20 protein-coding genes and 2 pseudogenes are annotated in these 25,698 nt (G+C 35.2%); 16 read left to right on the top strand and 6 right to left on the bottom strand.

What is annotated here, in order from left to right:
* Positions 1 to 9 precede the first annotated feature (9 nt).
* From GCWU000282_RS06590 to GCWU000282_RS06565, 6 genes and pseudogenes are all read right to left on the bottom strand, one after another.
* Positions 10 to 1,128 carry an FAD:protein FMN transferase gene (locus GCWU000282_RS06590; RefSeq protein ID WP_051384140.1) on the bottom strand — a complete coding sequence of 373 codons (1,119 nt, stop codon included), beginning with the start codon at positions 1,126 to 1,128 and terminating at the stop codon, positions 10 to 12.
* Positions 1,129 to 1,246: 118 nt separating this feature from the next.
* The gene (locus GCWU000282_RS06585) at positions 1,247 to 2,281 is read right to left on the bottom strand and encodes a 3-deoxy-7-phosphoheptulonate synthase (RefSeq protein WP_023354271.1); all 1,035 of its coding nucleotides are present in this window, start codon (positions 2,279 to 2,281) and stop codon (positions 1,247 to 1,249) included.
* Positions 2,282 to 2,384: 103 nt separating this feature from the next.
* Positions 2,385 to 3,020 (bottom strand): methionine ABC transporter permease, encoded by a 636-nt coding sequence (locus GCWU000282_RS06580; protein ID WP_035039685.1) that lies wholly within the window; start codon positions 3,018 to 3,020, stop codon positions 2,385 to 2,387.
* The gene (locus tag GCWU000282_RS06575) at positions 3,020 to 3,985 is read right to left on the bottom strand and encodes a methionine ABC transporter ATP-binding protein (RefSeq protein WP_035039682.1); all 966 of its coding nucleotides are present in this window, start codon (positions 3,983 to 3,985) and stop codon (positions 3,020 to 3,022) included. The genes GCWU000282_RS06580 and GCWU000282_RS06575 overlap by 1 nt, the downstream gene beginning before the upstream one ends.
* A gap of 139 nt (positions 3,986 to 4,124) precedes the next feature.
* A complete protein-coding gene (locus GCWU000282_RS06570) occupies positions 4,125 to 4,958 on the bottom strand; it encodes a MetQ/NlpA family ABC transporter substrate-binding protein (protein WP_023354267.1) in 834 nt (277 codons plus the stop codon).
* Positions 4,959 to 5,206: 248 nt separating this feature from the next.
* A pseudogene (locus GCWU000282_RS06565) lies at positions 5,207 to 7,061 on the bottom strand (IS1634 family transposase).
* A 319-nt stretch (positions 7,062 to 7,380) separates the two neighbouring features.
* Between GCWU000282_RS06565 and GCWU000282_RS06560 the strand changes: the two are divergent.
* From GCWU000282_RS06560 to GCWU000282_RS06485, 16 genes and pseudogenes are all read left to right on the top strand, one after another.
* Positions 7,381 to 8,451 (top strand): ABC transporter substrate-binding protein, encoded by a 1,071-nt coding sequence (locus GCWU000282_RS06560; RefSeq protein ID WP_023354264.1) that lies wholly within the window; start codon positions 7,381 to 7,383, stop codon positions 8,449 to 8,451.
* Positions 8,452 to 8,595: 144 nt separating this feature from the next.
* Positions 8,596 to 9,384, top strand: a complete 789-nt coding sequence (locus GCWU000282_RS06555; protein ID WP_035039680.1) for an ABC transporter permease — start codon at positions 8,596 to 8,598, stop codon at positions 9,382 to 9,384.
* Positions 9,381 to 10,181: an ABC transporter permease gene (locus GCWU000282_RS06550; RefSeq protein ID WP_023354262.1), complete on the top strand. Its 801-nt coding sequence runs from the start codon at positions 9,381 to 9,383 to the stop codon at positions 10,179 to 10,181. Before GCWU000282_RS06555 ends, GCWU000282_RS06550 begins: the two co-directional genes overlap by 4 nt.
* Positions 10,157 to 10,939: an ABC transporter ATP-binding protein gene (locus tag GCWU000282_RS06545; protein ID WP_023354261.1), complete on the top strand. Its 783-nt coding sequence runs from the start codon at positions 10,157 to 10,159 to the stop codon at positions 10,937 to 10,939. Before GCWU000282_RS06550 ends, GCWU000282_RS06545 begins: the two co-directional genes overlap by 25 nt.
* Before the next feature lie 11 nt (positions 10,940 to 10,950).
* Positions 10,951 to 11,700, top strand: a complete 750-nt coding sequence (locus GCWU000282_RS06540) for an ABC transporter ATP-binding protein (protein WP_023354260.1) — start codon at positions 10,951 to 10,953, stop codon at positions 11,698 to 11,700.
* Between the two features lie 296 nt (positions 11,701 to 11,996).
* Positions 11,997 to 13,499, top strand: a complete 1,503-nt coding sequence (locus GCWU000282_RS06535; protein WP_023354259.1) for a class I SAM-dependent DNA methyltransferase — start codon at positions 11,997 to 11,999, stop codon at positions 13,497 to 13,499.
* A gap of 367 nt (positions 13,500 to 13,866) precedes the next feature.
* Positions 13,867 to 14,904, top strand: coding sequence for a restriction endonuclease subunit S (locus GCWU000282_RS06530; RefSeq protein ID WP_023354258.1), 1,038 nt, complete (start codon positions 13,867 to 13,869; stop codon positions 14,902 to 14,904).
* A gap of 49 nt (positions 14,905 to 14,953) precedes the next feature.
* Entirely contained in the window at positions 14,954 to 15,973 is a 1,020-nt protein-coding gene (locus GCWU000282_RS06525; RefSeq protein WP_051384139.1) for a PDDEXK nuclease domain-containing protein, read from the top strand.
* Between the two features lie 74 nt (positions 15,974 to 16,047).
* Entirely contained in the window at positions 16,048 to 17,016 is a 969-nt protein-coding gene (gene xerA / locus GCWU000282_RS06520; protein WP_035039870.1) for a site-specific tyrosine recombinase/integron integrase, read from the top strand.
* Between the two features lie 76 nt (positions 17,017 to 17,092).
* Positions 17,093 to 17,335: a type II toxin-antitoxin system Phd/YefM family antitoxin gene (locus GCWU000282_RS06515; RefSeq protein WP_023354255.1), complete on the top strand. Its 243-nt coding sequence runs from the start codon at positions 17,093 to 17,095 to the stop codon at positions 17,333 to 17,335.
* A gap of 11 nt (positions 17,336 to 17,346) precedes the next feature.
* On the top strand, positions 17,347 to 17,484 hold the full coding sequence (locus tag GCWU000282_RS06510; RefSeq protein ID WP_023354254.1) for a hypothetical protein: 138 nt from the start codon (positions 17,347 to 17,349) through the stop codon (positions 17,482 to 17,484).
* 223 nt (positions 17,485 to 17,707) lie between these two features.
* The gene (locus GCWU000282_RS06505; RefSeq protein ID WP_023354253.1) at positions 17,708 to 18,745 is read left to right on the top strand and encodes a restriction endonuclease subunit S; all 1,038 of its coding nucleotides are present in this window, start codon (positions 17,708 to 17,710) and stop codon (positions 18,743 to 18,745) included.
* Positions 18,746 to 18,812: 67 nt separating this feature from the next.
* Positions 18,813 to 22,160: pseudogene (locus GCWU000282_RS06500) on the top strand (DEAD/DEAH box helicase family protein).
* Between the two features lie 14 nt (positions 22,161 to 22,174).
* A complete protein-coding gene (locus GCWU000282_RS06495; protein ID WP_023354250.1) occupies positions 22,175 to 23,773 on the top strand; it encodes a hypothetical protein in 1,599 nt (532 codons plus the stop codon).
* Positions 23,774 to 23,852: 79 nt separating this feature from the next.
* Entirely contained in the window at positions 23,853 to 24,632 is a 780-nt protein-coding gene (locus GCWU000282_RS16810) for a DUF6273 domain-containing protein (RefSeq protein WP_023354249.1), read from the top strand.
* Positions 24,633 to 24,790: 158 nt separating this feature from the next.
* Positions 24,791 to 25,480: a YhfC family glutamic-type intramembrane protease gene (locus GCWU000282_RS06485; RefSeq protein ID WP_023354247.1), complete on the top strand. Its 690-nt coding sequence runs from the start codon at positions 24,791 to 24,793 to the stop codon at positions 25,478 to 25,480.
* The last annotated feature ends 218 nt before the right edge of the window (positions 25,481 to 25,698 follow it).

Below are 25,698 nucleotides of genomic sequence, written 5' to 3'. Positions count from 1 at the left end.
TTGTAAATATTACCTGGTTATTATATTGATATCATATCTGTCTGATACAATCTTATCACTGACACCCTCACTTACTAAAAGTCTGTTATCCTCAGTTAGAATAATTATATCAAAGTTTTTCCCTTTTGTCTTCCAATACTCTATCGCCTTTTTCTCCCCCATTATGAAAAGGCTGGTAGAAAGCGCATCTGCAAGGGTTCCATCTTTACTTACAATACTCACAGACTTGAGGTCGCTGTCACTTGGTTTACCTGTCTTTGGATTTAAAATATGATGATATATTTTACCGCCTTCTTCAAAATATCTTTCATAGCCCCCGGAGGTAATCACCGCACAGTCTTCAAGTTTTACTGCAGCCATATAATTTTCAGGTTCATTAGGATCTCTTATTGCCACATTCCAAAGTGAGCCATCAGGCTTCTTGTTAAAGCCAAATACATTCCCTCCAAGATTTATGATTGCTGATTCAACTTTTTCTTCTGTTAATATTTTAACTAACTCGTCAGTAATATAACCCTTGCCTATACCGCCAAAGTCTATCTTCATTCCTTTATTCTTAAAGGAAATTTCCCCTGTAGCCTCATCAAAAATAATTTTATCCGAACCGACATTTTTTAGAGTTTCCTTTATTTCCTTATCTGAAGGCACTTTATAATTCTTGCTCGGAAAGCCCCATAGTTCCATAAGCGGATAGATGGTTATATCAAAAAGCCCTCCCGTCTGTTTATTAAGTTCTAAAGATTTTTTTACAAGAGAAATACTTGTTTCTGAAAGAACTGCCTTACCTGTGTTATTTAATCTACTTACTTCACTACTGTCTTTTCCTGTACTAAGCAATTCATCCAGCTCGTTTATTTTATTTTCAAGTTTTTTTAATACTTCTTCCCTTTTACTTCCATATACCTTCAGGCTTATTTCCGTATCGAGAGCAAATATTTCACTCTCGGAAGCTTCTTCTCTTTCGCTGTCTGTAACAGAACTTTGCTTATTACTTACTGCATCTTCACTTCCTACCATCGTTTTACTGCTCTTTACATTCAAGTTTTCATTATTTTTACAGGAAACTGAAAATGTTATTATCAATACAAGCAATGATAAGCAGCTAAACTTCTTATAAATGTTTCTCATTTTAAACTCCAATTATTAAATAATACCGGATTACTCCCACTTACGAGTAAAAAGCACAAAAACCCTTTGCAAGCAAACTTGCATCGGATTTTTATGCTTTTATACTTGTACTGTTATTTTACCACATATCTGCCAAATCATAAATAAGTTTTTCGGTTTTTTCCCAGCCAAGGCAAGGATCGGTAATTGATTTACCGTATACGTGCTCATTTTCTTTCTGGCTGCCATCTTCTATATAACTTTCTATCATAAGGCCTTTAACTATCTTCTTTATGTCAGGGGACACATTTCTGCTGTGAAGCACATCCTTGCTTATACGGATCTGCTCCATAAACTGCTTACCTGAGTTAGCGTGATTGGTATCGACCACAATAGCCGGATTGGCAAGATTGCGTTCTGCATAAAGCCTGATTACCTCCTGCAAATCCTCATAATGGTAGTTTGGAATATTTCTTCCATATTTGTCCACCGCACCACGAAGTATAGTATGGGCAAGAGGGTTGCCTGCAGACTCTACCTCCCAGCCTCTGTAAAGGAAGGTATGGGCACTCTGGGCTGCAACTACCGAGTTCATCATTACTGTAAGGTCGCCACCGGTTGGATTCTTCATACCGACCGCTCCTTCTATACCGGAAGCAGTAAGCCTGTGTCCCTGATTCTCCACCGACCTTGCACCTATGGCTACATAATTAAGCACATCCGAAAGATATCTGTGATTTTCAGGATAGAGCATCTCATCTGCACAGGTAAAGCCGGTTTCTTTGATGGCTCTTATATGCAGATTTCTGATTGCAATTACACCTTTAAGCATATCTTCACTCTTCTCCGGGTCAGGCTGATGAAGCATTCCCTTATAGCCTGTTCCTACGGTTCTTGGCTTATTGGTGTATATTCTAGGCACAATGAATATCTTGTCTCTCACCTTTTCCTGAACTTTGGCAAGCCTTGAAATATAGTCAATTACAGGATCTTCATGGTCTGCAGAGCAAGGCCCTATTACAAGGAGCATTCTGTCATCTTCTCCGGTAATTATATCACTGACAGCCTTATCCCTCTTTTTAACTATTTCACTCATTTCTTCGGTAATAGGGTATTCTGCCTTAAGTTCCTTTGGCACCGGTAATTTTCTTTTGAAATTCATATTCATCTCCATATCTTTTTCCTGCCTTTGTTGTAAATCTGTTCGAATTAAACATTATTTTACTATAACTAAAAGGAATTGTACACCTTTTTATTATGCCAAACAAAAGCTGATATTATGAAAGTTTGTTATATATCTTATTACCGGCAAACTGGACTGCTTGAACAAATACAATGAGAATTAAGCTTGTAACCACCAAGTAAGTTGTATTTCTGGACTGATAGCCGTAGCGGATAGCAACATCGCCTAAACCTCCCGCACCAAGGGCTCCACCCATAGCAGAATAGCCTATAACAGAAATAAGAGTTAAAATTATACCTGAAATTATTCCCGGGACAGCCTCTTTTATGACTACCTTTCTTATTATCTGCATATTGGTTGCTCCCATACTTCTTGCAGCCTCTATAACCCCCTTGTCCACACTGCGCATAGCTGTTTCTATTACTCTTGCAACAAAAGGAACAGTTCCTATTGTAAGCGGAACTATGGCTGCTGTTGTACCTATCGCCTTACCTGCTATAAATCTTGTCACCGGTATCAGAATAACCATAAGTATGATGAAAGGAAAACTCCTGAATATATTTACAATAAAATCCAAAATGCTATAAACTGCCTTATTGGGACTCAGTCCGTCACTTGATGTAAGAGTGAGTACTATGGCAGGAATAAAGCCTAAAATTACAGCAAAAAATGTAGAAAAAAGACTCATATACAAAGTTTCTACGCAGGCATTTAACACTACTTCACTCATTAGATCACCTCCCATTTCACACCCTGCTCTTTAAGGAAAGCAAAGACCTTGTCTTTCTCCTCTTCCTTAATCTGAACAGTAAGGCTGCCAAGTACCGTTCCTCTAAAATCATCAAGTCTTGCCCAGATAATAGAGGCTTCTACTCCAAGTTCCTTTGCCATCATAGCAATTACCGGCTTATCTGCTGTTTCATTGTCAAAGAAAATATGCATATTTATACCGCCATCAGGCAGCATATCCAAATTTTCTCCAAGAAAATTTTTGACATTTTTATCAGGCTTTATAAAAATATCCTCCGGTTTACCTTCTGCCACCATTTTCCCGTCTTTAAGAAAGGCAACCCTTTCGCAGATTTGTTTTACCACATCCATCTGATGGGTTACAACTATCATTGTTATACCCATCTCCTTATTTATCTTCTTAAGAAGGTCAAGTATTTCCCTTGTTGTCATAGGATCAAGTGCCGAAGTCGCCTCATCACAGAGCAAAACTTTTGGATTTAATATAAGCGCTCTGGCTATAGCCACTCTCTGCTTCTGACCACCTGAAAGTTCTGAAGGCCTTTGATTTATTTTATCCGACAGTCCGACTAACTCAAGCATCTTGGTTACTCTTTCCCGGACTTCGGGAGATTTTTCTTTTTTCCCTTCAAAGACAAGCGGAAGGGCTACATTCTGATACACATTTTTACGTGAAAGCAGGTTGAAATTTTGAAATATCATACCTACTTCTTTCCTAAGGTTGTTGATTTCAGCGGCATTTAGTGTTTCCACCTTTCTGCCCAAAAGTTCCACACTTCCCGCACTAAATCCTTCAAGTCCGTTCAGGCAGCGAAGCAGGGTTGACTTGCCCGCACCACTATGCCCTATTATTCCATATACGCTTCCATCCTCAATCTGAAGACTTACATCGCTTAGAACCTTTATATTTCCGTAATTTTTTTCAAGATGACTTACCGTAATCATGTTATCTCCGTTTCTAATTATCATTATACAGCAAAGATAGGTTATGCCTCTCATCCGGAGACATAACCTGTAAATATAATTATATTTTGATACCCATATCATTTTACAATTATAAGACAAGAAAGCAAGTGTTTTATTGTTAAAATGCAGGTATTACCGAGCCTTCATATTTCTCCTCTATGAATTTCTTAACTTCATCAGAAACAAAGGCCTTTTTAAGAGCCTGAATTTTCTCAGAATTCTCGTTTCCCTTCTTAACTACAAGGTCATTAAAATACTGTTTGATTGAAGCTGAATCTGTACTTTCAAGTATGAGTGAATCTTTCTTAGGGTTAAATCCCGCCCCGAGAGCATAGTTTCCGTTTATAACCGCTGCATCCACATCACTTAAAGTTACAGGAAGGCTGGCTGCCTCTATTTCAGAGAACTTAAAGTTGTGCGGATTCTCCTCAATGCTTGTGAGGTTATAAAGCTCCTCTGTTTCTTTAAGTTTGATAAGTCCATTATCCGCAAGAAGAGCAAGCGCTCTTGACTCGTTTGAACCATCATTAGGAATGGCAATGGTCGCTCCGTCTTTAAGTTCTTTAACATCTTTAAGAGTCTTTGAGTAAAGTCCCATTGGCTCAAGATGAATTTCTGCAACTGCTACAAGGTCAAGTTTTCTTTCCTTATTTTCATTTTCCATATATCTTGTAGTCTGGTAATAATTGGCATCCAACTCGCCTTCCTGAACTGCTGTATTTGGCTGTACATAGTCATTAAATTCTACCACCTTAACCTTGTATCCTTCTTTTTCAAGAGCAGGCACTACCGCCGCCTTAACTATCTCCTGGTGAGGAACAGGGGTTACTCCGATTGATATTTCCTTATCATCGCTCTTAGCTCCTCCTGTAGCCCCACAGCCCGCAAGTGATACAGCTAAGATTCCTGAAAGCACTAAAGCTCCTAATTTTTTAATTCCATTCTTTTTCATATATTTTCTCCTCTTTTCTTTTAATCTGCTTTGCTCTCTTTCTATGTGCCATATTGTATACCATGTTGCTTGGTATTACAAATACATTAAACCAATACTTTGTTATAAAATATTCTTATATCATTTTTATTTCATATACATATTCCCGTTTTCGACAGTTAAAAAATATTAAAAGGCGTAAACCCTTGAAAATTAAAGGATATTACGCCTTTTTAAGTGCTGTAAAAATGTTGTATCCAAAGCTTATCTTAAAATTTTTTACGACATTTTTTATTAAGGTCTTTCGGTAGAAAATTTTTACGGTCAAGACCAAGGGCGAAAACTCCTTCCAGTGCTGTCAGTGCTTTGGAACCGGTATATTGTGACACATATGCCATGTCGGATATATTTGCAATCTGCATATTCTGCATTGTTTCAACTATGTTCCGTGTTGTGAGGTGGATTTCTTTACTGAATGAATTCAGTTTGACTTCCAGTAACCTGTAAATCAGTAGGGCTGTGTAACAAATCATGAAGTGAGCAATTATTCTTCCTCTGTTCCTGTGGAAGTACGGTCTTGATGAAAAGTCTGTTTTAAGTATCCTAAAGCAGTCTTCAATCTGATATCTCTGTTCGTTTATTGCGATGATATCTTTGACATCGTCATCTAAATTTGTTGCTATGGCGTAGAAACCGTCATACTTTTCCTCTTCACGGATTCTGTCATTGTCAATTTCGTATGTGATTTTATCTTTACCAACTTTCTTTATAAAGCGCATTACGTCATTTGGCCCTTTCTTGTATTCATCAGGATCCATTTTATCAAGGATTGACTTTGCTCTTTCGATCTGACGGTTTCTGATAAATCTCTGATATTCCATACTTTTTCTTGAAAACGTTATAATTACATGCTGCTTCAGGCATGCCTTGGATTTTATCTTTTTTATTTTACCGTTTTGTAATATTTTTTCCTCATAAAGCCCTACATCTAAGAGGGTGCTTGCTTCGATAACCTTATAAATCTTATCGTTGTAGAGGCTTATGTTATTGGCGTCCTTCTTGTCAAACCGCTTCATTGCCGAAATTGTAAGGGGCTTATCATCAGAAAGGCGTCTATAGCCATAGTCATTAAATACTGCTTGTTTAAGGGTATCGGAAAGTTTCTTAACTGACTGTGTCACAACGAAAGCTCTGCCGCCCATGCTGTTAAAGTTCCTTATGTGGTATGAACCGAGTCCGGCATCAGCGCAGTAAATGAATTTTTTATTCTTACCATTAAACATTTTGATAAGCTCTTTTTCAAGGGGAATGGCAGTTGTCTGCTCATTTGTATTTCCCGGAGCTAAGCACATTGAAACAGGAATTCCGTCAGTATCCATAAAAAGCCCCATCTCTACAAGAGGGTTCGGTTTATGGTCTTTAGCAAAACCGAATTGTCTCAAACCTTTCATAACCTCACCGGTGACTTCGTCAACATATTCCAAATCCTGAGTTTCAGCTTCACAGTAGTAATTGGTGCAGTCGTAATAACAAACGGTGGTATTTCGTTTATGTATTTTGCCACTTTCCCTAAAAAGATGAGAAATGTACTCATCGAAGTTATCATAGAGCAAATCCATAGTCCTCAGGATGTGCTGATAACCAAAATCGGGTTCCTCATAAAATTTGCCAAGCTTTTCAAAGCTTCCAAGTTTTGAGTCCGGGTCAAGTATCCTTGAGTAAGTCAGAAATCTGTTGACCAAATCGGGATTAAATGAGATTTTTCTATTTTCAGTTATTTGGTCAAAAAACTTATCAACCTCAAGAAGGCTGTATAAATGTTGAAGGTAAAGATAGCCTATGTTTTTGTAGTGTGCTTTCGGATGTCTGTACATTACGATGCTTTACCCTTTCAGTGAAATCAAGACGAATCTCCAGCTTCGCCTGCTTAGTATTATTCACTTTCTCGTTATACCGGGCGACATAGTCTTTTGCATATGCCAAAGGGTTATCCGTGATGTTTAGAAGTTCCGAATGTTTACCAATTTTCTCAATATTTTTAGTTGTGGTTTTATTGCCATTTCTGATTCCCATCTGAACATAGTAAGTTGGATCAATGGCTTTTGTGTTATATCCTAATTTCATAGAAATATTATATCACACTTTTTAATAAAATACAACAGTTACAACAAATATATTATTTTAATTTGACAAAGAAATATATTAAAAAAAGCCCATTTTTCAATGGACTTGATGATTTTGAGCTATATATTACAAGGCATTAACTGTTGAACTCCCGACAAATAAGTGAAAGAAATGTCAAAATATTTATAGAAAAATCTAAATTAAATTTCAGAAACAAAATAATTTGAAAGAAAAGTAAAATAATCGTAAACAAAGTTTTTAGAAATTTTATTATAATAATAACATAAGTAAACATAAAAACTTGAGGAGGAGTGTATTTATGAAAAAGATTCTAAAACGTATTGTAGCATTATCATTGACATTAGCTTTGGTTGGATGTTCAGGTGCAGGGGGAGCAGCAAAAAATTCTACAGCTTCCAAGGGAGCGGAAACCACAGGAACAGATTTACCTGTTTTACGCGTAGCCATGATGCCTTTTGTGACAAGTTTACCTGCTCAGTATATTAAGGTAAACAAATTAGATGAGAAAAACGGATTTAAGATGGAAACCACCATGTATGCCACAGGTGCTCCTATGAACGAAGCTCTTGCAGCAGACTTATGGGATGTAGGTGCTATGGGTGCGGCAGCAGTAACAGGTGTAGCAAACTATGATATGGCTATTATTGGCGAAGTGCTTGAGTCTCAGGACGGTTTAGGAGTATTTGTAAAGCCTGACAGTAAGATTGCTACAGTAAAAGGTTATAATCCTTCCTATCCTAATGTTTACGGTGATCCTGATACGGTAAAGGGGGCAAAAATCCTGCTTCCAATCGGAACAGCACAGCATTTTACCACCTTAAAATGGTTAGAAAAGATAGGAGTTAAAGCAGAGGATGTAAATATAGTCAATATGGAAACCGCACAGGCTTATCAGGCTCTTAAAGCGGATCAGGCTGACGCTGTTGCGTTAAATATTCCTACTTTCTTTGATGCTAAAAATGATGGTATGGTGCAGGTAGGTAATCTTGCGGATATGGGAACAAAATATGTGGATATGGTTACCGGTAATAAAAAATCTCTTGAAACAAAGAGTGAAATTATTCAGAAATACATAAATCTTCTAGCAGAAGCCGGTGCTGCACTAAATGCTGATCAGGATATGGCTACAAAGCTTATGATGGACTACTTAAAAGAAGCCGGTGCTGAAACCTCAGAGGAGAGTGTCAGAGGTGATTTAGGGCGTGTTAAATTTATTGAAGCTTCAGATTGGAAGAACAGAGAACTTGGAAGTTTTGCAAAAGAATTGGGAGAGTTTTATATTGGACTTGGACAGCTTGATGCAAGCTTAATGGATAAATTCAATACAAATATTGTTAAAACTTTTGTAGAAAAGCTTGGAGCAAAATAAAATCTTATAAACCTGATTTAAGAATCTCTGCCACTTTTGAGAGATTCTTAAATCTTTAAAAGCAGTATATTAAACCAAAATTTTTCACAAGATTTTATGTGAAGGATTTATATAAAAAGATGTTAGAAAGGAATGAGTACAAAAATGAAGAAAAAATCCGAAGGTTTAAAATACAAACTCATTTCAATCTGTACAGTTGTAATTGTTCTTACGATATGGCAGCTTGTAACAGATGTATTTAAAATTGTTTCTCCGTTTATGCTGCCTAGCCCTCTAAAGGTACTAAATACCTTTATTTACAAGCTGACAGGCGGCACTACTCCGGACGGAGCAAACCTTATTGAGCATATTCTTTCCAGTTTGAAGATAGCACTCGGAGGATACGGAGTCGGTGTTTTTATAGGTGTGCCTTTAGGAATAGCTATGGCTTGGAGCCGTAAATTTGAAAGGTATGCGATGCCTTTATTTAACCTTATCAGACCTGTACCGGCATTAGCCTGGATTCCGCTTATGATATTGTGGCTTGGAATAGGATATTTATCAAAGGTAGGAATTATATTCTTTGCGGCATTTATCAGTGCTACCATTAATTCCTACACAGGTATCAAGAAAACAAATCAGGTTCACCTTTGGGTTGCAAGAACCTTTGGTGCTACAAACAGACAGATGTTATTTAAGGTGGCAATTCCTACTGCTCTGCCTATGATTTTTACGGGTTTAAGACTGGCACTCGGCTCCTCATGGGTTGCGCTTGTTGCTGCAGAAATGTTAGCTGCTACAAGGGGAGTAGGCTATATGATTTATGTAGGAAGAATGCTCGGCCGTCCTGATATTATAATTGTCGGAATGATTACAATAGGTGGAATTGGTCTTATTATGAGCTATGGTTTGGAAAAATTGCAGAAAAAATACATAGGAAGGGGTAGTAAATGATGGGGAAATTGGTAAAAGGGCATAACGAAAAAATGCAGACAATTTTTGCAGCCTTAACAGCAGTAATCGGTTTTCTCGTTGTATGGGAACTGGTTGCAAGGTTTACCGGTGCAAAAATGTTCTTACCGCCTGCCTCTGTTATTATACAGGCATTTCTTACAAGCTTTGTCGTTCCTGTCGGAAAGTATACCATGCAGGTACATATTGCAATAAGCCTTTATCGTGTATTGGTTGCATTTTTGATAGCTACAGTAGCAGGTGTATTCCTTGGGGTATTTATGGGATATTCAAGGACATTTGAAGCTATTTTTAAGCCTTTGTTTGAGTTTGTAAGACCTATACCGCCTTTAGCGTGGATTCCGATGTCTATTTTGTGGTTTGGTATCGGAGATGAAAGTAAGTGGTTTATTATCTTCCTCGGAAGTTTTACATTTATAACAGTAAATACATACGACGGTACAAAAAACGTTGATAAAACCTTAATGGGAGCAGCCAGAATGTTAGGTGCAAATGAAAGGCAGGTATTTACCAGAGTTGTACTTCCTTCTGCAGTTCCATATATATTTGCAGGCTTACAGATTGCTATTACTGCCGGTTGGTCTGCTGTAGTTGCGGCAGAAATGATTCGCTCTGATGAAGGTGTGGGCTGGTTAATCGTAATGGGTATGTCAACCGGTAATACGATACAGATTATGGTAGGCATTGTTGCTATAGGTGCAATTGGATTTATACTTGCAACTTTAATGTCCGCTTTAGAAAGGAGATTGTGTAGATGGAACAGGCAGCAGGGAATTTAAACAATGTTCCTTTAATATGTGACAATGTATCGAAGGAGTTTGACAGCTTTGACGGAAGCGGCAAAAATGAAGTTTTGAAGGATATTAGTTTTCAGGTAGAAAAAAATGAGTTTTTGGTATTATTCGGTCCGGGGCAATGCGGTAAAACTACCTTGCTTAATATACTGGCAGGACTTGAACTTCCAACTACGGGAAAAGTAATATCAAATAATAAAGAGGTAAAAGCTCCAAGCCCTGAAAGGGGAGTAGTGTATCAGAAAACAGCATTATTTCCATGGCTTACGGTTATGGGAAATGTAGAGTTTGGTCCCAGTGTACGTGGCTTCGATAAAAAGAAACGTAAAGAGCTGGCTGACCACTATATTGAACTTGTAGGACTGAAAGGCTTTGAAAAAAGCTATCCTTCACAGCTATCCGGCGGTATGAGGCAGCGTGTGGGTATTGCAAGAGCTTATTGCAACAACCCTGATATTCTTTTACTTGATGAGCCTTTTGGACATCTGGATGCACAAACCCGTTATATGATGGAGGAGGAGCTGCAAAGAATATGGCAGAAGGAGAAGAGAACGGTCGTTTTTGTTACCAACAATATTGAAGAAGCAGTATATTTGGCAGACCGTATTATACTCTTAACCAACTGTCCTTCAAAAATCAAAAAAGAATATAAGATTGATTTACCTTTTCCAAGAAACTATGTAGATCCTAAATTCTTGGAATTAAGGAAGGAAATCACTGAAAATATGGATAAATCTTTTTAGGAGGAGAGAGGATGCAGGATAATAGAGAAGCTAAGGTTAAAGTAATAAATCTTACAAAAAAGTTTGACGACCTCCTGGTATTAGATGATATATCCTTTGAAGTAAAAAAAGGTGAATTTCTATGTATTGTAGGTCCTACCGGATGTGGAAAAACTACTTTTTTAAACAGTATTACAAAATTATACAAGCCTACTTCGGGAGAAATCCTTGTAAATAATGAGCCGGTAGACTTGGACAAGCATAATGTGGCATATATTTTTCAGGAATATTCAACCATGCCTTGGCTGACGGTTGAGGAAAATGTCCGTTTCGGTCTGGATATTAAGCATGTGGAAAGGGCAAAGGCGAATAAACTGGTAGATGAATATTTGGATATAGTCGGACTGACAAAATTCCGCAGATATTATCCGGAACAGCTATCCGCAAGTATGTTACAGAGGGTGGTTATAGCAAGGGCATTTGCAACGCAGCCGGAATTACTTCTTATGGATGAGCCTTATGGTCAGCTTGACATTGAACTTCGTTTCAAGCTGGAGGATGAACTTCTTAATCTATGGCAGAGAACAGGAACTACGGTTATTTTTATTACTCATAATATTGAGGAAGCCGTATATCTTGGTGAGAGAATCTTGGTACTGACTAATAAGCCTACCAAGATAAAAGAAGAGATTATGAATGATTTACCTCGTCCACGCGATATTGCTTCACCGGATTTTGTTAAACTTCGTAATGAGGTGACTGATTTGATTAAGTGGTGGTAATCACGGTAAAATATATAATTAAATGAGAATAAGCTTATAGGGCTGCCGATTTTGGCAGTCCTATACTATTGTTATAAATACTGAAATAATTATACCTGCCTATTCAAACATTGACTGCACTTGTAGGATCTTTTATTTTTACCAATATATGAAAATGACCGGATTAAACTGTTGCCGAAGACATTAAATTTTAGTAAAATTAGAATTATTAATGTATAAATGATGCCAAGAATTAGGATTGAGGCAGATTAATGAGATTTTATCATATAATACAAGTGTAGAAAAAGGAGAATCAGATGATTACAGGAGAATTGAAAAATAAAATTGACAGCTTATGGGACATATTTGCTGCGGGTGGCTTGGTTAATCCTTTAGAGGTAATTGAACAGATTACTTATCTGATGTTTATCCATGATTTAGATGAATCGGATAATTTAAAGGCGAAAGAGAGTGAAATGCTTGGATTGCCGTATCAGAGCATATTTTCGGATGAAATAAAAATCGGAGACCGAGTTATTGCAGGCGCTCAGCTAAAATGGTCAGTATTTCATGATTTTCCTGCTGATAGGATGTATTCGGTAATGCAGGAATGGGTATTTCCTTTTATTAAGACCTTGCATAGTGATAAAAACAGTGCTTATTCAAAATACATGGATGATGCAATATTTAAGCTTCCTACACCTCTTGTACTGTCAAAGGTTGTGGATTCATTGGATGAAATCTATAAAATAATGAATGAAATTCAGACTATAGATGTAAGAGGAGATGTATACGAATATCTTCTTTCAAAGATTGCACAATCAGGCTTAAACGGGCAGTTTAGAACACCAAGGCATATAATCCGTATGATGGTGGAGCTGATGAATCCGTCTGCTGATGAGGTAATTTGTGATCCGGCTTGTGGCACATCAGGATTTTTGGTTGCAGCCGGGGAATATTTAAAAGAAAACAGGAAGGAAGAAATTTTCTATAACAGGCAGAAAAAAGAGCATTATATGAATCATATGTTTTATGGCTATGACATGGACAGGACTATGCTCCGTATCGGTGCAATGAATATGATGACACATGGAATTGATAATCCTATTATTGAATATAGGGATAGTTTGTCAGACTGGAACTCTGATAAAGACAAATATTCGCTGGTGCTTGCCAATCCGCCATTTAAGGGTAGTCTTGATGCAGATTCGGTTTCCGGGGATTTGTTAAAAGTATGTAAAACAAAGAAAACAGAGCTTTTGTTTTTAACTTTATTTATCCGTATGCTTAAAATAGGCGGGCGTTGTGCCTGTATTGTACCTGACGGAGTGCTTTTTGGCTCATCAAAGGCACATAAGGATATCAGAAAAGAAATTGTTGAAAATCATAGGCTGGTAGCTGTTATTTCTATGCCTTCGGGGGTATTTAAGCCATATGCAGGAGTTTCAACAGCTATTCTTATTTTTACCAAGACAGAACATGGTGGCACGGATAATGTATGGTTTTATGATATGACAGCAGATGGTTTCAGTTTGGATGATAAGCGTTCTCCTGTATCAGATAATGACATTCCTGATATAACTCAGAGATTTAAAAATTTAGATAAAGAGTCAGACAGAAAACGTACTGATAAGTCATTTATGGTTCCTAAAAAGGAAATTGTGGATAATGATTATGACCTTAGCATTAATAAATATAAAGAGGTGGAGTATGAGGCAGTAGAATATCCGCCTACTTCTGAGATTATGGCTGGTATTAGGGAGCTTGAGAGTGAAATTGGGAAAGAGATGGAAGAGCTTGCTAGGTTGTTGGAATTATAGGGGGGTAAAATTAAAAAATAGTCAACCCCAGGAGCAAAGGATTCTAAGCACATAATGTGCCTACTCCCGTTTGGGAACCCAGCTTTAATCCATCACAAGTTGACTACTATTAGCATATCATAATCACATAGGATGTCAAGATTGGGGAAATTTTAATTATACAAAAGATGAAAAAATGAAAGGAAATTTGGATTTACAATTTAACAAAATTGACGCTTCGAATGATAGCATTTCAGACTCGCTCCGGTTTTTCTGCGAAAAACCTAATGCGCTCGCTTAGAAATCTATCATTCTAAGCTGTAAATTGAAAAATCATATTAAAATATCTGCTTTGTTATTTGCAAATTCGGATTTGTATGGATGATTGATGATAGTAAAATTGGAAAAAGTTTGTAAGAGAATCTATGCGGGTGGCGATGTCCCTAAAGATAGGTATTCAAAAGAAAAGACAGAAGATTATAAAGTACCTATCTTTGCAAATGCCGAAAAAGATGAAGGTTTGTACGGATATACATATGAAGCAAGAGAAAAAGAATTAAGTATTACCGTTGCAGCGAGGGGAACTATAGGATATACAGTAATTAGAAGAGAACCATTTTTTCCAGTTGTGAGGCTTATAACTGTTGTTCCTGATTTGGAAAAAGTATCAGAAAGATATCTGTTCTATGCGTTGAAGAACTGTAAGCCACAGTCTAGTGGGACATCTATTCCGCAGTTGACAGTTCCGGATATAAAGAAGAATACACTTAATTTGCTAGATATTGTTGAACAGGAGTCAATCGCAGATAGATTAGATAAGTTAAATGGAATTATAAAATTGAGAACAGAAGAGATTTCTAAATTGGATGAACTCATAAAAGCCCGATTTGTCGAGATGTTTGGGGATGTTATTCGTAATGATAAATTGTGGAAAACGGATAGTTGGAATAATTTGCTTAGAATTGTAAATGGTAAAAATCAAAGAGCTATTGAGTCAAATGATGGAGAATATGTTATATGTGGTAGTGGAGGCATAATGGGAAAGGCTAGAGACTATTTGACAAAAGAAAACTCAGTTATTGTTGGAAGAAAAGGTAATATTAATAAGCCAATATTGATGCGTGAAAAATATTGGAATGTAGATACAGCTTTTGGTATTGAGCCTAATAATAATCATATATGCGTAGAATATTTATATATGTTTTGTTTATTTTTTGATTTTAATAGATTGAATAAAGCTGTTACAATTCCTAGTTTAACAAAGGCAGATTTGTTAAATATAGAGATGCCTGTGCCTGATTTGAATATACAAAAAAGATTTGCAACCTTTGTCCACCAAGTCGACAAATCAAAAGTTGCAGTGCAGAAAGCCCTTGATGAAACACAGACTTTATTTGACTCATTAATGCAAAAATATTTTGGATAGATTGTCTATTATCAAAAGAATTGTGATGATAAACCGGGGAGGTGAGGGTATGGAAAACGATTTTTATAATGATATTAAAAGCATTTTAGTAAACGCAAGGAATAAAGTTTATCATACTGCTAATTTTGCGATGGTCGAGGCATATTGGAATATCGGTAAGAAGATTATTGAAGAACAAGGTGGTAAAGATACAGCAGGATATGGACAGGGACTATTACAAGAATTGTCTAAACAGATGACAAAAGACTTTGGTAAAGGATTTACAGTTACCAATTTGAAGTATATGCGTCAGTTTTATCTCACATTTCAAAATGGTCACGCACTGCGTGGCGAATTGAGTTGGACACATTACCGCAGTTTGATGCGTGTGGAAAATGAAAAGGCAAGAAACTTTTATTTAGAAGAAACTATAAAATCTAATTGGAGTACAAGGCAACTTGACAGACAAATAAACAGTTTTTTCTATGAAAGATTGTTATCAAGTAAAAATAAAGAAGAAGTGTCAAAAGAAATAACAAAGTTGGAAAAAAATAAAATGCCTGAGGATATTATTAGAGATCCTTATGTGCTGGAGTTTTTAGGACTGGAACAGAATACTGATTTTTATGAGAGTGATTTGGAACAGGCATTAATAACTCATTTACAGAAATTTCTTTTAGAATTGGGCAGAGGGTTTTCTTTTGTGGCAAGGCAGAAAAGATTTACCTTTGATGGAAGACACTTCAGAATAGATTTGGTATTTTACAATTATATTTTGAAATGCTTTGTACTTATAGATTTGAAGATTGGAGATTTAACACATCAAGATTTGGGGCAAATGCAGATGTATGTTCACTATTACGAAAGAGAAATGATGAATGAGGGAGATAATCCACCTATTGGCATTGTACTTTGTGCTGATAAGAGTGATTCTATTGTTAAGTATACTCTTCCGGAAGGTGAAAAACAGATATTTGCATCAAAATATAAACTGTATTTGCCAAGTGAGGAAGAGCTTCTAAAGGAATTAAACAGGGAATATTTATCAATAGAAAACTATACAGATAAAGGAAAAGATAAAGAAATTTAAGTGCATAAATTGATAAGAAAGTTCTTATAAAAAATTGTGGTTGGAGGATGTTGGTAGATAAAGGGGATACCAACATGGAAGAAAAAATAGTAGTTGTATTGAATGAAATGTCAGAATATTTGTCGATTACACAGATGAAAAAATTACAGGAAGTAATAATTAAGACCTTTGCAGAAAATGAAGCCTCTAAATCAAATATAAATAATGAGGATTTCCTGTCAATGTTTTTGTCTGCAAAGAAGATTGAAGGCTGTTCAGAGCGCACAATAAAATTTTATCGTACTACAATTAAGCATTTGCTTTCTAAGACAAAGACGAATGTACGCAAAATTACTACTGAAGAAATGCGTAAGTATTTATCTGATTATCAGAAATGGAATAATTGCTCAAATGTGACCATTGATAATGTAAGGCGTAATATTTCAAGTTTCTTTTCATGGCTAGAAGAGGAAGATTATATATTAAAAAGTCCGATGAAGAGGATTCATAAGATTAAGACAAAGACAGTTGTTAAGAGTACCATTTCTGACGAAGGGATAGAGAAACTCAGGGATAATTGCAAAGAGAAAAGGGATTTGGCAATCATTGACCTGTTGTATTCTACAGGAATAAGGGTTGGAGAATTGGTAAATCTGAACATAGATGATATTGATTTTGAAGGCAGGGAGTGTATTGTCTATGGTAAGGGAGATAAGGAACGGCGGGTTTATTTTGATGCAAAGGCAAAAGTACATTTGAAAGAGTATGTAGATACAAGGTCAGACACAAATTCAGCCTTATTTGTTACCTTGGATGCACCTTATGACAGATTAAAAATCAGCGGAGTGGAGATAAGGCTTAGAGAGCTTGGAAGAAGCCTCAATATTGAAAGGATTCACCCACATAAATTTCGCCGTTCAATGGCGACAAGGGCTATAGATAAGGGAATGCCGATTGAACAGGTACAAAAGATATTGGGACATTCTCAGATTGATACTACTATGCAATATGCTATGGTCAATCAGAATAATGTAAAAACTGCACATCAGAAGTATATGTCTTGAATAAGTGAACTCGTAATTAGGTTGGAATTATCCTAATATTTATATATACTATAGAAAAAGATAGGGAGGTTTATATATGACTATAGATACAAATACAATAGTTTCTATTTCCGAAGCGAATCAGAATTTTTCAAAAGTAGCAAGACTTGTAGACGAGAAGGGTTCAGCTGTAATATTAAAAAACAATGTACCAAGATATCTTATTATTGATTTCAGTAAAGCTAGTGATGATATTGTTGCATCTGATGATGATGTACTCAGTATCTCAAAGAGGCTTATAGCACAGAATAAGGAAGCGTATGAGGTAATAAAAGGATAGGAGTTCATACAATGCTGGTTTTTCTTGCATTAAATGGGATAGAGCTTTCGTATACTCAAAAAGAGTTATACGAGACAATTTTTGATGTGGCAGCAGGCAAACAGAACTATGAAGGATTACTGAATTGGGTTATTGAACATCAAAAATAGATATGGAATCTGGTATAAGTTATCTCTTGCAGGAATTTGCAAATTTGGATTTGCAATTTAACAAAATTGACGCTTCGAATGATAGTATTTCAGACTCGCTCCGGTTTTTCTGCGAAAAACCTAATGCGCTCGCTTAGAAATCTATCATTTGAAGCTGTAAATTGAAAAATCATATTAAAATGTCAGCTTTGTTATTTGCAAATTCGGATTTGTAGGGATAGTAATGAGAGTAAAACTTGAGGAAGTGTGTGTGAGAGGTACATCAAATATTAAGCAAGTGGATGTTACAGATAAGACAGGTGATTATCCTATTTATGGGGCATCTGGCTATATTGGCAATGTAGATTTTTATCACCAAGAAAATCCATATGTTGCAGTAATTAAAGACGGGGCAGGAATTGGAAGAACTACGTTACATCCTGCGAAATCTTCCGTTATTGGTACAATGCAATATTTAATACCCAAAGAAAATATTTTGCCTAAATACTTATTTTATGTTGTTAGGTATATGAAATTAGAGAAATATTATACTGGGGCTACAATTCCACACATTTATTTTAAAGATTATAAGAGAGAAGAATTTAATTTAGAATCTATAGAGATACAGGCAAAAATAGTAGATATTCTTGGAAAATGTGAAAAAATTATTGAAGCAAGAAGAAAAGAGATTATATCATTAGACAACCTCATTAAAGCCCGATTTGTCGAGATGTTTGGAGATATTAATATCAATGATAAAAAATGGTATTCTCAACCGTTAGGTGAACTTTGCACCATAGTTCGTGGTGGATCTCCAAGACCGATAGAGAGTTATTTGGGCGGAGATGTTCCATGGATTAAAATTGGAGATGTAACAGATGGTGAGAGTATATACTTAAATTCAACGAAGGAACACATTATTAAGGAGGGCGTAAAGAAAAGTCGTTTGGTTAAGGCAGGAAGCCTTATATTTGCAAACTGCGGTGTGTCATTAGGCTTTGCAAGAATTATTACATTTGATGGATGTATACACGATGGTTGGCTTGCAATGGAAGACATAGATGAAAGAATTGATAAAGTTTTTTTATTGCAGGCGTTAAATCAAATGACAGAACACTTTAGAGCTATAGCTCCAGCAGGAACGCAGCCAAACTTAAACACGGCAATTATGAAGGCATATAAACAGATAATTCCACCGATGGAACTTCAAAAGGAGTTTATTGGTTTCTGCAAACAAGTCGACAAATCAAAAGTTGTAGTGCAAAAGTATTATAAAATTTGATATAATAGCATTATATTTACCGACAAAACCTTATAGCATAAATAATCAGCATCAAGGGAGAAAAAGTATGATAACTAACTTTGATTACCTAAAAACTGAACCTAAATTTAAGGATTTTGCAGATGTCGCAATTTCTGCAGAAAAGATAATCATTATAGATCCGGAGGCTAGTATAATCAATAGCCGCAGGGCAATGGAATTTGCAGTAAAATGGATGTATTCCGTTGATGATGCGTTAGAAATGCCATATAAGGACAATCTATATAGTTTGATGGACTCAGAAGACTATAAGCAAATTGTTGGATATGATTTGTGGAAACGAATGGACTACATACGGATAACCGGCAACAAGACAGCACATAATAATAAAAAGAAACTTGGAATGGATGAGGCAATGCTTTGTCTCGAGAATTTGTTTATTTATCTTGACTATATCGCATATTGTTTTGCTGATAAATATGAAGAACGTTCTTTTGACAAGAATCTTATTATTTCAAATATTGAGAAGATGGAAAACCGGGAATCACCGGTAAAAAGCATAAAAGAGGAACTGGAAAGAGAAATTGAGAAATCTGCCATGCAGGAGCTTGACTTAAAGAAGCTCATGGAAGAAAATAAATCACTTAAGGAAAAACTGTCAATAAGAAGACAGGAAAATGAGCAGACTTATTCTCCTAAACCTCTTAAATTAAGTGAATTTAGGACAAGGAAACTCTATATTGACTCTATGCTTAGAGATGCAGGCTGGGAAGAGGGCAGAAACTGGATTAATGAGGTTTGGTTAGAAGGAATGCCGGAAAGCGATGATACATGGAGGGCTGACTATGTGCTATATGATGACAGACACTGCCCGCTCGCTATTATTGAGGCAAAGCGTACCTGTGAAGATGTTGCAAAAGGAAGGCAACAGGCTAAGTCATATGCAGATGCTGTGGAGAAGAAATACAATAGAAGACCGGTAATCTTCCTTACGAACGGATTTGAAACCCGTATTATTGATGGACAATATCCTGAAAGAAAATGTTCTGTAATATATTCAAAAAGAGACTTGGAGAAATGGTTTAATTTACTTACCATGAGAACAAGTCTTAAAGACGTGTTTGTGGATAAAAATATTGCAGGACGCTATTATCAGGAAGGTGCGATTAAAGCCGTTTGCAGGAGTTTTGACGAAAAAAACAGAAGAAAAGCCTTACTTGTTATGGCTACCGGTTCAGGCAAAACAAGAACGGTGATTGCTTTATGTGATATTTTATTAAAAGCCGGTTGGATAAAGAACATTCTTTTTCTTGCGGATAGGAATGCACTTGTTACACAGGCAAAAAAGAATTTTGTAAACTTATTGCCCAGTCTATCCTGTACTAACCTTGTAGAAGAAAAGGATAATTATAATGCGCATTGCGTCTTTTCTACATATCAGACTATGATGCATTGTATTGATGAAGTAAATGATAGTGAGGGCAAACTTTTTACCTGCGGACATTTTGACTTGGTAATCTGCGATGAAGCTCACAGGTCTATTTATAATAAATACAAGGATATATTTAACTATTTTGATTCTCCTCTTGTTGGACTAACAGCTACACCTAAAGATGAGATTGATAAGAATACTTATGAGATCTTTGAGCTGGAGAATGGTGTACCTACATACGGCTATGATTTGGCACAGGCTGTAAAAGATGGATATCTTGTAGACTATATTTCGGTAGAGTCCAAACTAAAATTCATTGAACGTGGAATTGTATATGATGAATTGTCAGAAACAGACAAAGAAATTTACGAGCAAACTTTTGAAAATGAAAATGGTGATTTGCCGGAAGCAATAAGTTCATCAGCCATAAATACCTGGGTTTTTAACGAAGATACCATAAAACAGGTGTTGCATATACTAATGACAGAGGGTATTAAAATTGAATACGGACAGAAGCTTGGTAAGACCATTATTTTCGCAAAAAATCACGAACATGCTGAGAAAATCTACGAGGTTTTTAATAAGGAATATCCACATTTGCCTAATTATGCAAATGTAATTGATAATTATATTAAGTTTTCTCAAAAAGCAATAGATGAGTTCTCTGATCCTAAGAAAATGCCTCAGATTGCAATATCTGTAGATATGCTTGATACAGGTATAGATGTGCCTGAGATATTGAATCTCGTATTTTTTAAAAATGTAATGAGTAAGGCAAAATTCTGGCAGATGATAGGCAGGGGTACCAGATTATGTCCTGAGCTCCTAGATGGTGAGGATAAACAGAAGTTTTATATCTTTGACTTTTGTGGGAACTTTGAGTTTTTCAGGATGAGCAAAGGAAATGCAACAGCAAATACACTTGCACTTCAAGGAGCTATATTTAACCTTAAATTTGAGATATCATATAAATTGCAGAGCATTGAATATCAAACTGAAAGGTTGATTGCGTATAGGAATGAGCTGGTTAGACAAATGAGTGGCAAGGTAAGTGAACTGAATAAGGATAATTTTGCAGTAAGACAGCATTTGGAGTGTGTTGAAATGTATTCTGAAGAAATAAATTATCAGACACTTACCTATGAAGATACCTTGGTTGTGCGCGAAGAACTGGCACCTCTTATACTGCCGGATGGTGATGAGGCCGGTGCCGTTCGTTTTGATGCACTTATGTATGGAATCGAACTGGCTTATTTAGTAGGGAAGAAATATACAAGGGCGCGCAGCGACCTTTATAAACGAATAAAGGATATTTCCAAAATTGCCAATATTCCTGAGGTTCAGGTAAAGGCCGACTATATAAAAAAGCTTCTGAATACAGATTATATTGATAATGCAGGAATTAATGAATTTGAGGAAATCAGAGAAAAATTGCGTGATTTGATGAAATATATTCCGAAATCCAATATCTATTATGATACTATTTTTTAGGATGAATTACTGTCAATCGAATGGAAGGAAGCTGAGCTTGAGAATGATGACTTGAAAAACTATAAGGAAAAAGCAGAACATTACATCAGGCAACACGAAGATCATCTTGTCATTGCTAAGCTTAAGACCAATAAGCCTTTAACTGCTTCGGATATTGAGATATTAGAAGAAATTCTCTGGAATGAAGTAGGAACAAAAGAAGATTATGAGAGGGAATTTGGAGCAAAACCTTTGGGTGAATTTGTGCGTGAAATAACGGGGCTTGATATGAATGCTGCCAAAGAGGCATTCTCGGAATACCTGACAAATACTAATCTTGACAGTAGACAAATTTACTTTGTAAATCAAATCGTGGAATATATTGTGCACAATGGAATGATGAAGGACTTATCTGTATTACAAGAACCGCCATTTACAGACAGGGGAAGCATTACGGAAATATTTACTGATATGGAGATTTGGCAGGGAATAAGGAGGGCTATAGAGAAGGTAAACAGAAATGTAGCGGCTTAGGGGGATGACAATTTATGGTTATGTTTAGTTTTATTAATATACTTTTCACATTAGCTTTAATTGTGGCTTTTGTTTATACTAGCTTTATAGAGGAAAATAAAGGAGGTTTTAAGCGTGGAGAAATAAAAATGAAAAGCACTCTTTCATATATAATGAAGGAGAATTCTGCGCTTACTACGAGTTATAGTAATAGAATAGAGAATTTTGCTAATATACTATTGTTTTATTATTTTTTTGGGGTATATCTGTATTTGGGAGTTACTATATTTATAGTAGTGGTAAAGCAGGATAATGAGTTATTTAATAGACTTATAACAACAACATTTGAGCATGGGCTTGAAGGAATTGTATTATCATTAAATGCAATAACAATAACTGCAATTATATTTATTGCAACACTTTCTCCTAAAAAATACTATTTATTTTTCACCAAAGAAGATGTTATTAAGAACTATAAAATGGGAAAGCTGTTTTTACAGATTAGCTTAACAAGTGTTATTACTATTATTATATTTTTGATTTTAGGCATAAGTGAGGAAATTCAGCTAAAGCGTTTATTAATGGGAATATATTTTATAATAATTATATTTAATTTATTTTTAAACATTATTGCTCTAGTGAGGGTCTGGAAAGTTGGATTTTCTAGCGATAAAAATGAGTTTAAAATGCTACATAGCTTGAATGCTGTTTTTGGTAATAATAATGGATTATTGATAATAAAACAAACAGATGAATCTAGCATGCTTCAAAATCTTTCATTTTTATTGAATGATTACAAGATGCTAATCAACAAGAGGAAATTATCAGGTATTTTAAAATGCAAAAAAGGTAGTTTTTGTTCATTTTATGATAATGAATTAGTACTTATGAAGGCAAAAGAAAAATTGTCAGTAATTTTTATAGTATTAACAGGTGTGCTGGTAGGATATATTAAAGACATTGGACATTGTAACTGTACTGTGATTATTAGTATTGTAATAAACATAATAACGCTACTTTTGATAAATAGTAACTGGCGTAAAGAATATATTGAACAGTACACATTAAATTTTGTGTATCCAAATTTTGGATATTTTTTTGAATGGAAAGATTCAGAAGGTAGTTATGAAGAGTATGTAGGTTATAATGCTATGTATATCAAGAATATTTTTGATAAATACATAATTAAGTGTAAAAATATAATGGCATTTTATTGTATTGTATGTAATTCAATGACTGTTGAGCAAAATACAGATTTAATCAAGGTTGATGTTGTCGAAAAATTATATGATGAAGCACTACTGGCATTAGATGAGGAATTAAGTGAAGATGAAATGTGGAAAGATTTTATGATAAAAATGCCAATTATTGCCAGCTCGTATTTTTATTTCTTGAAATCAAAGAGAATTCCGGATAGTATAAGTTCATATATAGTAAAATTTAATGAAGAAAAAGTAAAAAACATGTGTTCAATAATAAGAGCTTTTATTACCGATATAAGCAGATGCCGCACTTTTGATACAAATGCCAAGTCTGTTAAAAGGGTTTATAAGAATATTAAGGAGCTGGGAGAAACTATAGATGCCACCGGTTTTTTTGAAGAGATATTTAAAATTGCTAATAATAATGCTTGAATAATAGGTGTAAATGTATGTTAGATAAATTTATTGCAAACTAATATTATTTCAAAAAGCTTATATTTGGGAGGTGGAAATGAATAAAGTAAAAAAAATACTGACAAGTAAGGTTTTTATCATAACCTTGTTGTTTACAGTGATAGCTTTTATTAGTCTAATCGCTTATAAGGGGGTTATAGGAAAAGATACAATAAGTTCCATTGTATATAATAATTTCAAAGGAAAAGATGATTATCGGGTTTATGTAAAGGAAGACGGTAAGTATGTACCATTTCTTGTAATTGCTAATGAATATGTACCAGGAAGTACACTTCTTTTAAGGGAGTCAATTTTAAGTGAACTTAGAAGAGTGAATGAATATAATTCCTACTATAAAGACAGTGAGATTGATAGATTTCTAAATGGTGAATATTACAACTCACTTAAAGAAATTCACCACCTGATAAAGAATACGTCTATTGAAATTTATAGCAAGGAAGCAATAGGGTTTTCAGGTAATGAAACTGAATATATAAACAGGCATATATTTTTACTTTCAAGAAAAGAACTTGGTTCTGATTTTGAAAATGAAGGCAAGAAACTGGATTATTTCAATAAGACAGAAAATAGGATAAGCTACTATAATGGAGAAGCAACGAGCTGGGTACATCAAGGAGAAGCAACGAGCTGGCTTCTTAGGACGCCGGTTGGTTCATATTTTTCGGCTGTATTTTCGGCAACTTATGATGGCGCAGTGAGCATAGGTAACGCGTTTAGTTTATATGGAATCCGTCCTGCATTTTGTGTAGATTCATCAGCAAAAATAAAAAAGAAAGAGGGTATTGTTAATGGAAAAAAAGTGTATGTTCTTGAGTAGGGCATGATGGTAAAACCAACAGAATAAAACCTTACACCTGTTTCGGCAGGTGTTTTTGTATTTAGACGGGGCAGAATCGAACAGAATTGATATTAAAGAAAGTATTGAAAAAATATATAATCATTTTATAATAACCTTTGTAAGGAATTATAGTAAAATTGGGAAAACAGATAGAAAAAACTGTTTTATTTGAAGGAGGAATGATGAAAAAATTAAGATACCCATATATATTTCTGCTTGGATTGCTGGCATTTTTTATTTCAAATGTACTTTTAGGAAAATATTTATTTTTGTTCATATTTTATGTGAGCTTATATTCTGAAATTATCAATAATGAGATATTTATGGGTCTTATTATTATAACTATAAGTATACTTTCAGAAAGTTTTAGATTTTTATTTAAAAAATATTTAGTCAAAAATAGTGAAATGATATATGAACCTATATTATTTGGACTTGGTTTTTCTTTTATGATAATTCTAAACTTATTTATTAAAATAGGTTTCTTTATGGGACTGCCGTTAACAATGGATGAAGGCCTGTGGATGTTAGATGAAATTACTGCATGCTTACCATTTATATCTGGCGGTTTGGGAATATTGGAAGGAATTTTTCTGATATTACTTAATATAGAATTATCTGTTTTAATCTGGAACGGGTTTTTAGTTAACAGAAAAAAATTATATTTAGTTATCGCTATTTTAATAAATATGTTTTGTCGTGTATCTATGTATGTTTTGATTGGTTTTAATATAAATATATATGGTACCGGAATCCTGTTTGCTTTAATACTGATAATTGTGGGAATAAGAATCTTAAAAATCAATAAACTGAAATGGAAAGCTTAGTGTTAAGAGTGATATCTGATGTGATATGAAAAGTGAGTAATTATTAAAACTTTACACCTGTTTCGGCAGGTGTTTTTGTATTTGGATGGGGTAGTACCGAGCAGAACCGATTTTTAGCTTTGCCACTAGATTATTCCCTGAATTTATGATATGATTATAAGTTAGTAGTGAAGTTAAAAGAAGTGAACTTTAAACAGTGTTTAACCTCGGAGGACGAC

Source organism: Catonella morbi ATCC 51271, assembly GCF_000160035.2.
Lineage (GTDB): Bacteria > Bacillota > Clostridia > Lachnospirales > Lachnospiraceae > Catonella > Catonella morbi.
The sequence above is the reverse complement of the archived record's forward strand: the minus strand, read 5'-3'. Positions and strand labels throughout refer to the sequence as shown.

Excerpts from the sequence above, each read along its gene's own strand:
- GCWU000282_RS06590 (WP_051384140.1), bottom strand. The coding sequence starts at position 1,128 with ATGAGAAACATTTATAAGAAGTTTAGCTGCTTATCATTGCTTGTATTG.
- GCWU000282_RS06585 (WP_023354271.1), bottom strand. The coding sequence starts at position 2,281 with ATGGAGATGAATATGAATTTCAAAAGAAAATTACCGGTGCCAAAGGAA.
- GCWU000282_RS06580 (WP_035039685.1), bottom strand. The coding sequence starts at position 3,020 with ATGAGTGAAGTAGTGTTAAATGCCTGCGTAGAAACTTTGTATATGAGT.
- GCWU000282_RS06575 (WP_035039682.1), bottom strand. The coding sequence starts at position 3,985 with ATGATTACGGTAAGTCATCTTGAAAAAAATTACGGAAATATAAAGGTT.
- GCWU000282_RS06570 (WP_023354267.1), bottom strand. The coding sequence starts at position 4,958 with ATGAAAAAGAATGGAATTAAAAAATTAGGAGCTTTAGTGCTTTCAGGA.
- GCWU000282_RS06560 (WP_023354264.1), top strand. The coding sequence starts at position 7,381 with ATGAAAAAGATTCTAAAACGTATTGTAGCATTATCATTGACATTAGCT.
- GCWU000282_RS06555 (WP_035039680.1), top strand. The coding sequence starts at position 8,596 with ATGAAGAAAAAATCCGAAGGTTTAAAATACAAACTCATTTCAATCTGT.
- GCWU000282_RS06550 (WP_023354262.1), top strand. The coding sequence starts at position 9,381 with ATGATGGGGAAATTGGTAAAAGGGCATAACGAAAAAATGCAGACAATT.
- GCWU000282_RS06545 (WP_023354261.1), top strand. The coding sequence starts at position 10,157 with ATGGAACAGGCAGCAGGGAATTTAAACAATGTTCCTTTAATATGTGAC.
- GCWU000282_RS06540 (WP_023354260.1), top strand. The coding sequence starts at position 10,951 with ATGCAGGATAATAGAGAAGCTAAGGTTAAAGTAATAAATCTTACAAAA.
- GCWU000282_RS06535 (WP_023354259.1), top strand. The coding sequence starts at position 11,997 with ATGATTACAGGAGAATTGAAAAATAAAATTGACAGCTTATGGGACATA.
- GCWU000282_RS06530 (WP_023354258.1), top strand. The coding sequence starts at position 13,867 with ATGATAGTAAAATTGGAAAAAGTTTGTAAGAGAATCTATGCGGGTGGC.
- GCWU000282_RS06525 (WP_051384139.1), top strand. The coding sequence starts at position 14,954 with ATGGAAAACGATTTTTATAATGATATTAAAAGCATTTTAGTAAACGCA.
- xerA (WP_035039870.1), top strand. The coding sequence starts at position 16,048 with ATGGAAGAAAAAATAGTAGTTGTATTGAATGAAATGTCAGAATATTTG.
- GCWU000282_RS06515 (WP_023354255.1), top strand. The coding sequence starts at position 17,093 with ATGACTATAGATACAAATACAATAGTTTCTATTTCCGAAGCGAATCAG.
- GCWU000282_RS06510 (WP_023354254.1), top strand. The coding sequence starts at position 17,347 with ATGCTGGTTTTTCTTGCATTAAATGGGATAGAGCTTTCGTATACTCAA.
- GCWU000282_RS06505 (WP_023354253.1), top strand. The coding sequence starts at position 17,708 with ATGAGAGTAAAACTTGAGGAAGTGTGTGTGAGAGGTACATCAAATATT.
- GCWU000282_RS06495 (WP_023354250.1), top strand. The coding sequence starts at position 22,175 with ATGGTTATGTTTAGTTTTATTAATATACTTTTCACATTAGCTTTAATT.
- GCWU000282_RS16810 (WP_023354249.1), top strand. The coding sequence starts at position 23,853 with ATGAATAAAGTAAAAAAAATACTGACAAGTAAGGTTTTTATCATAACC.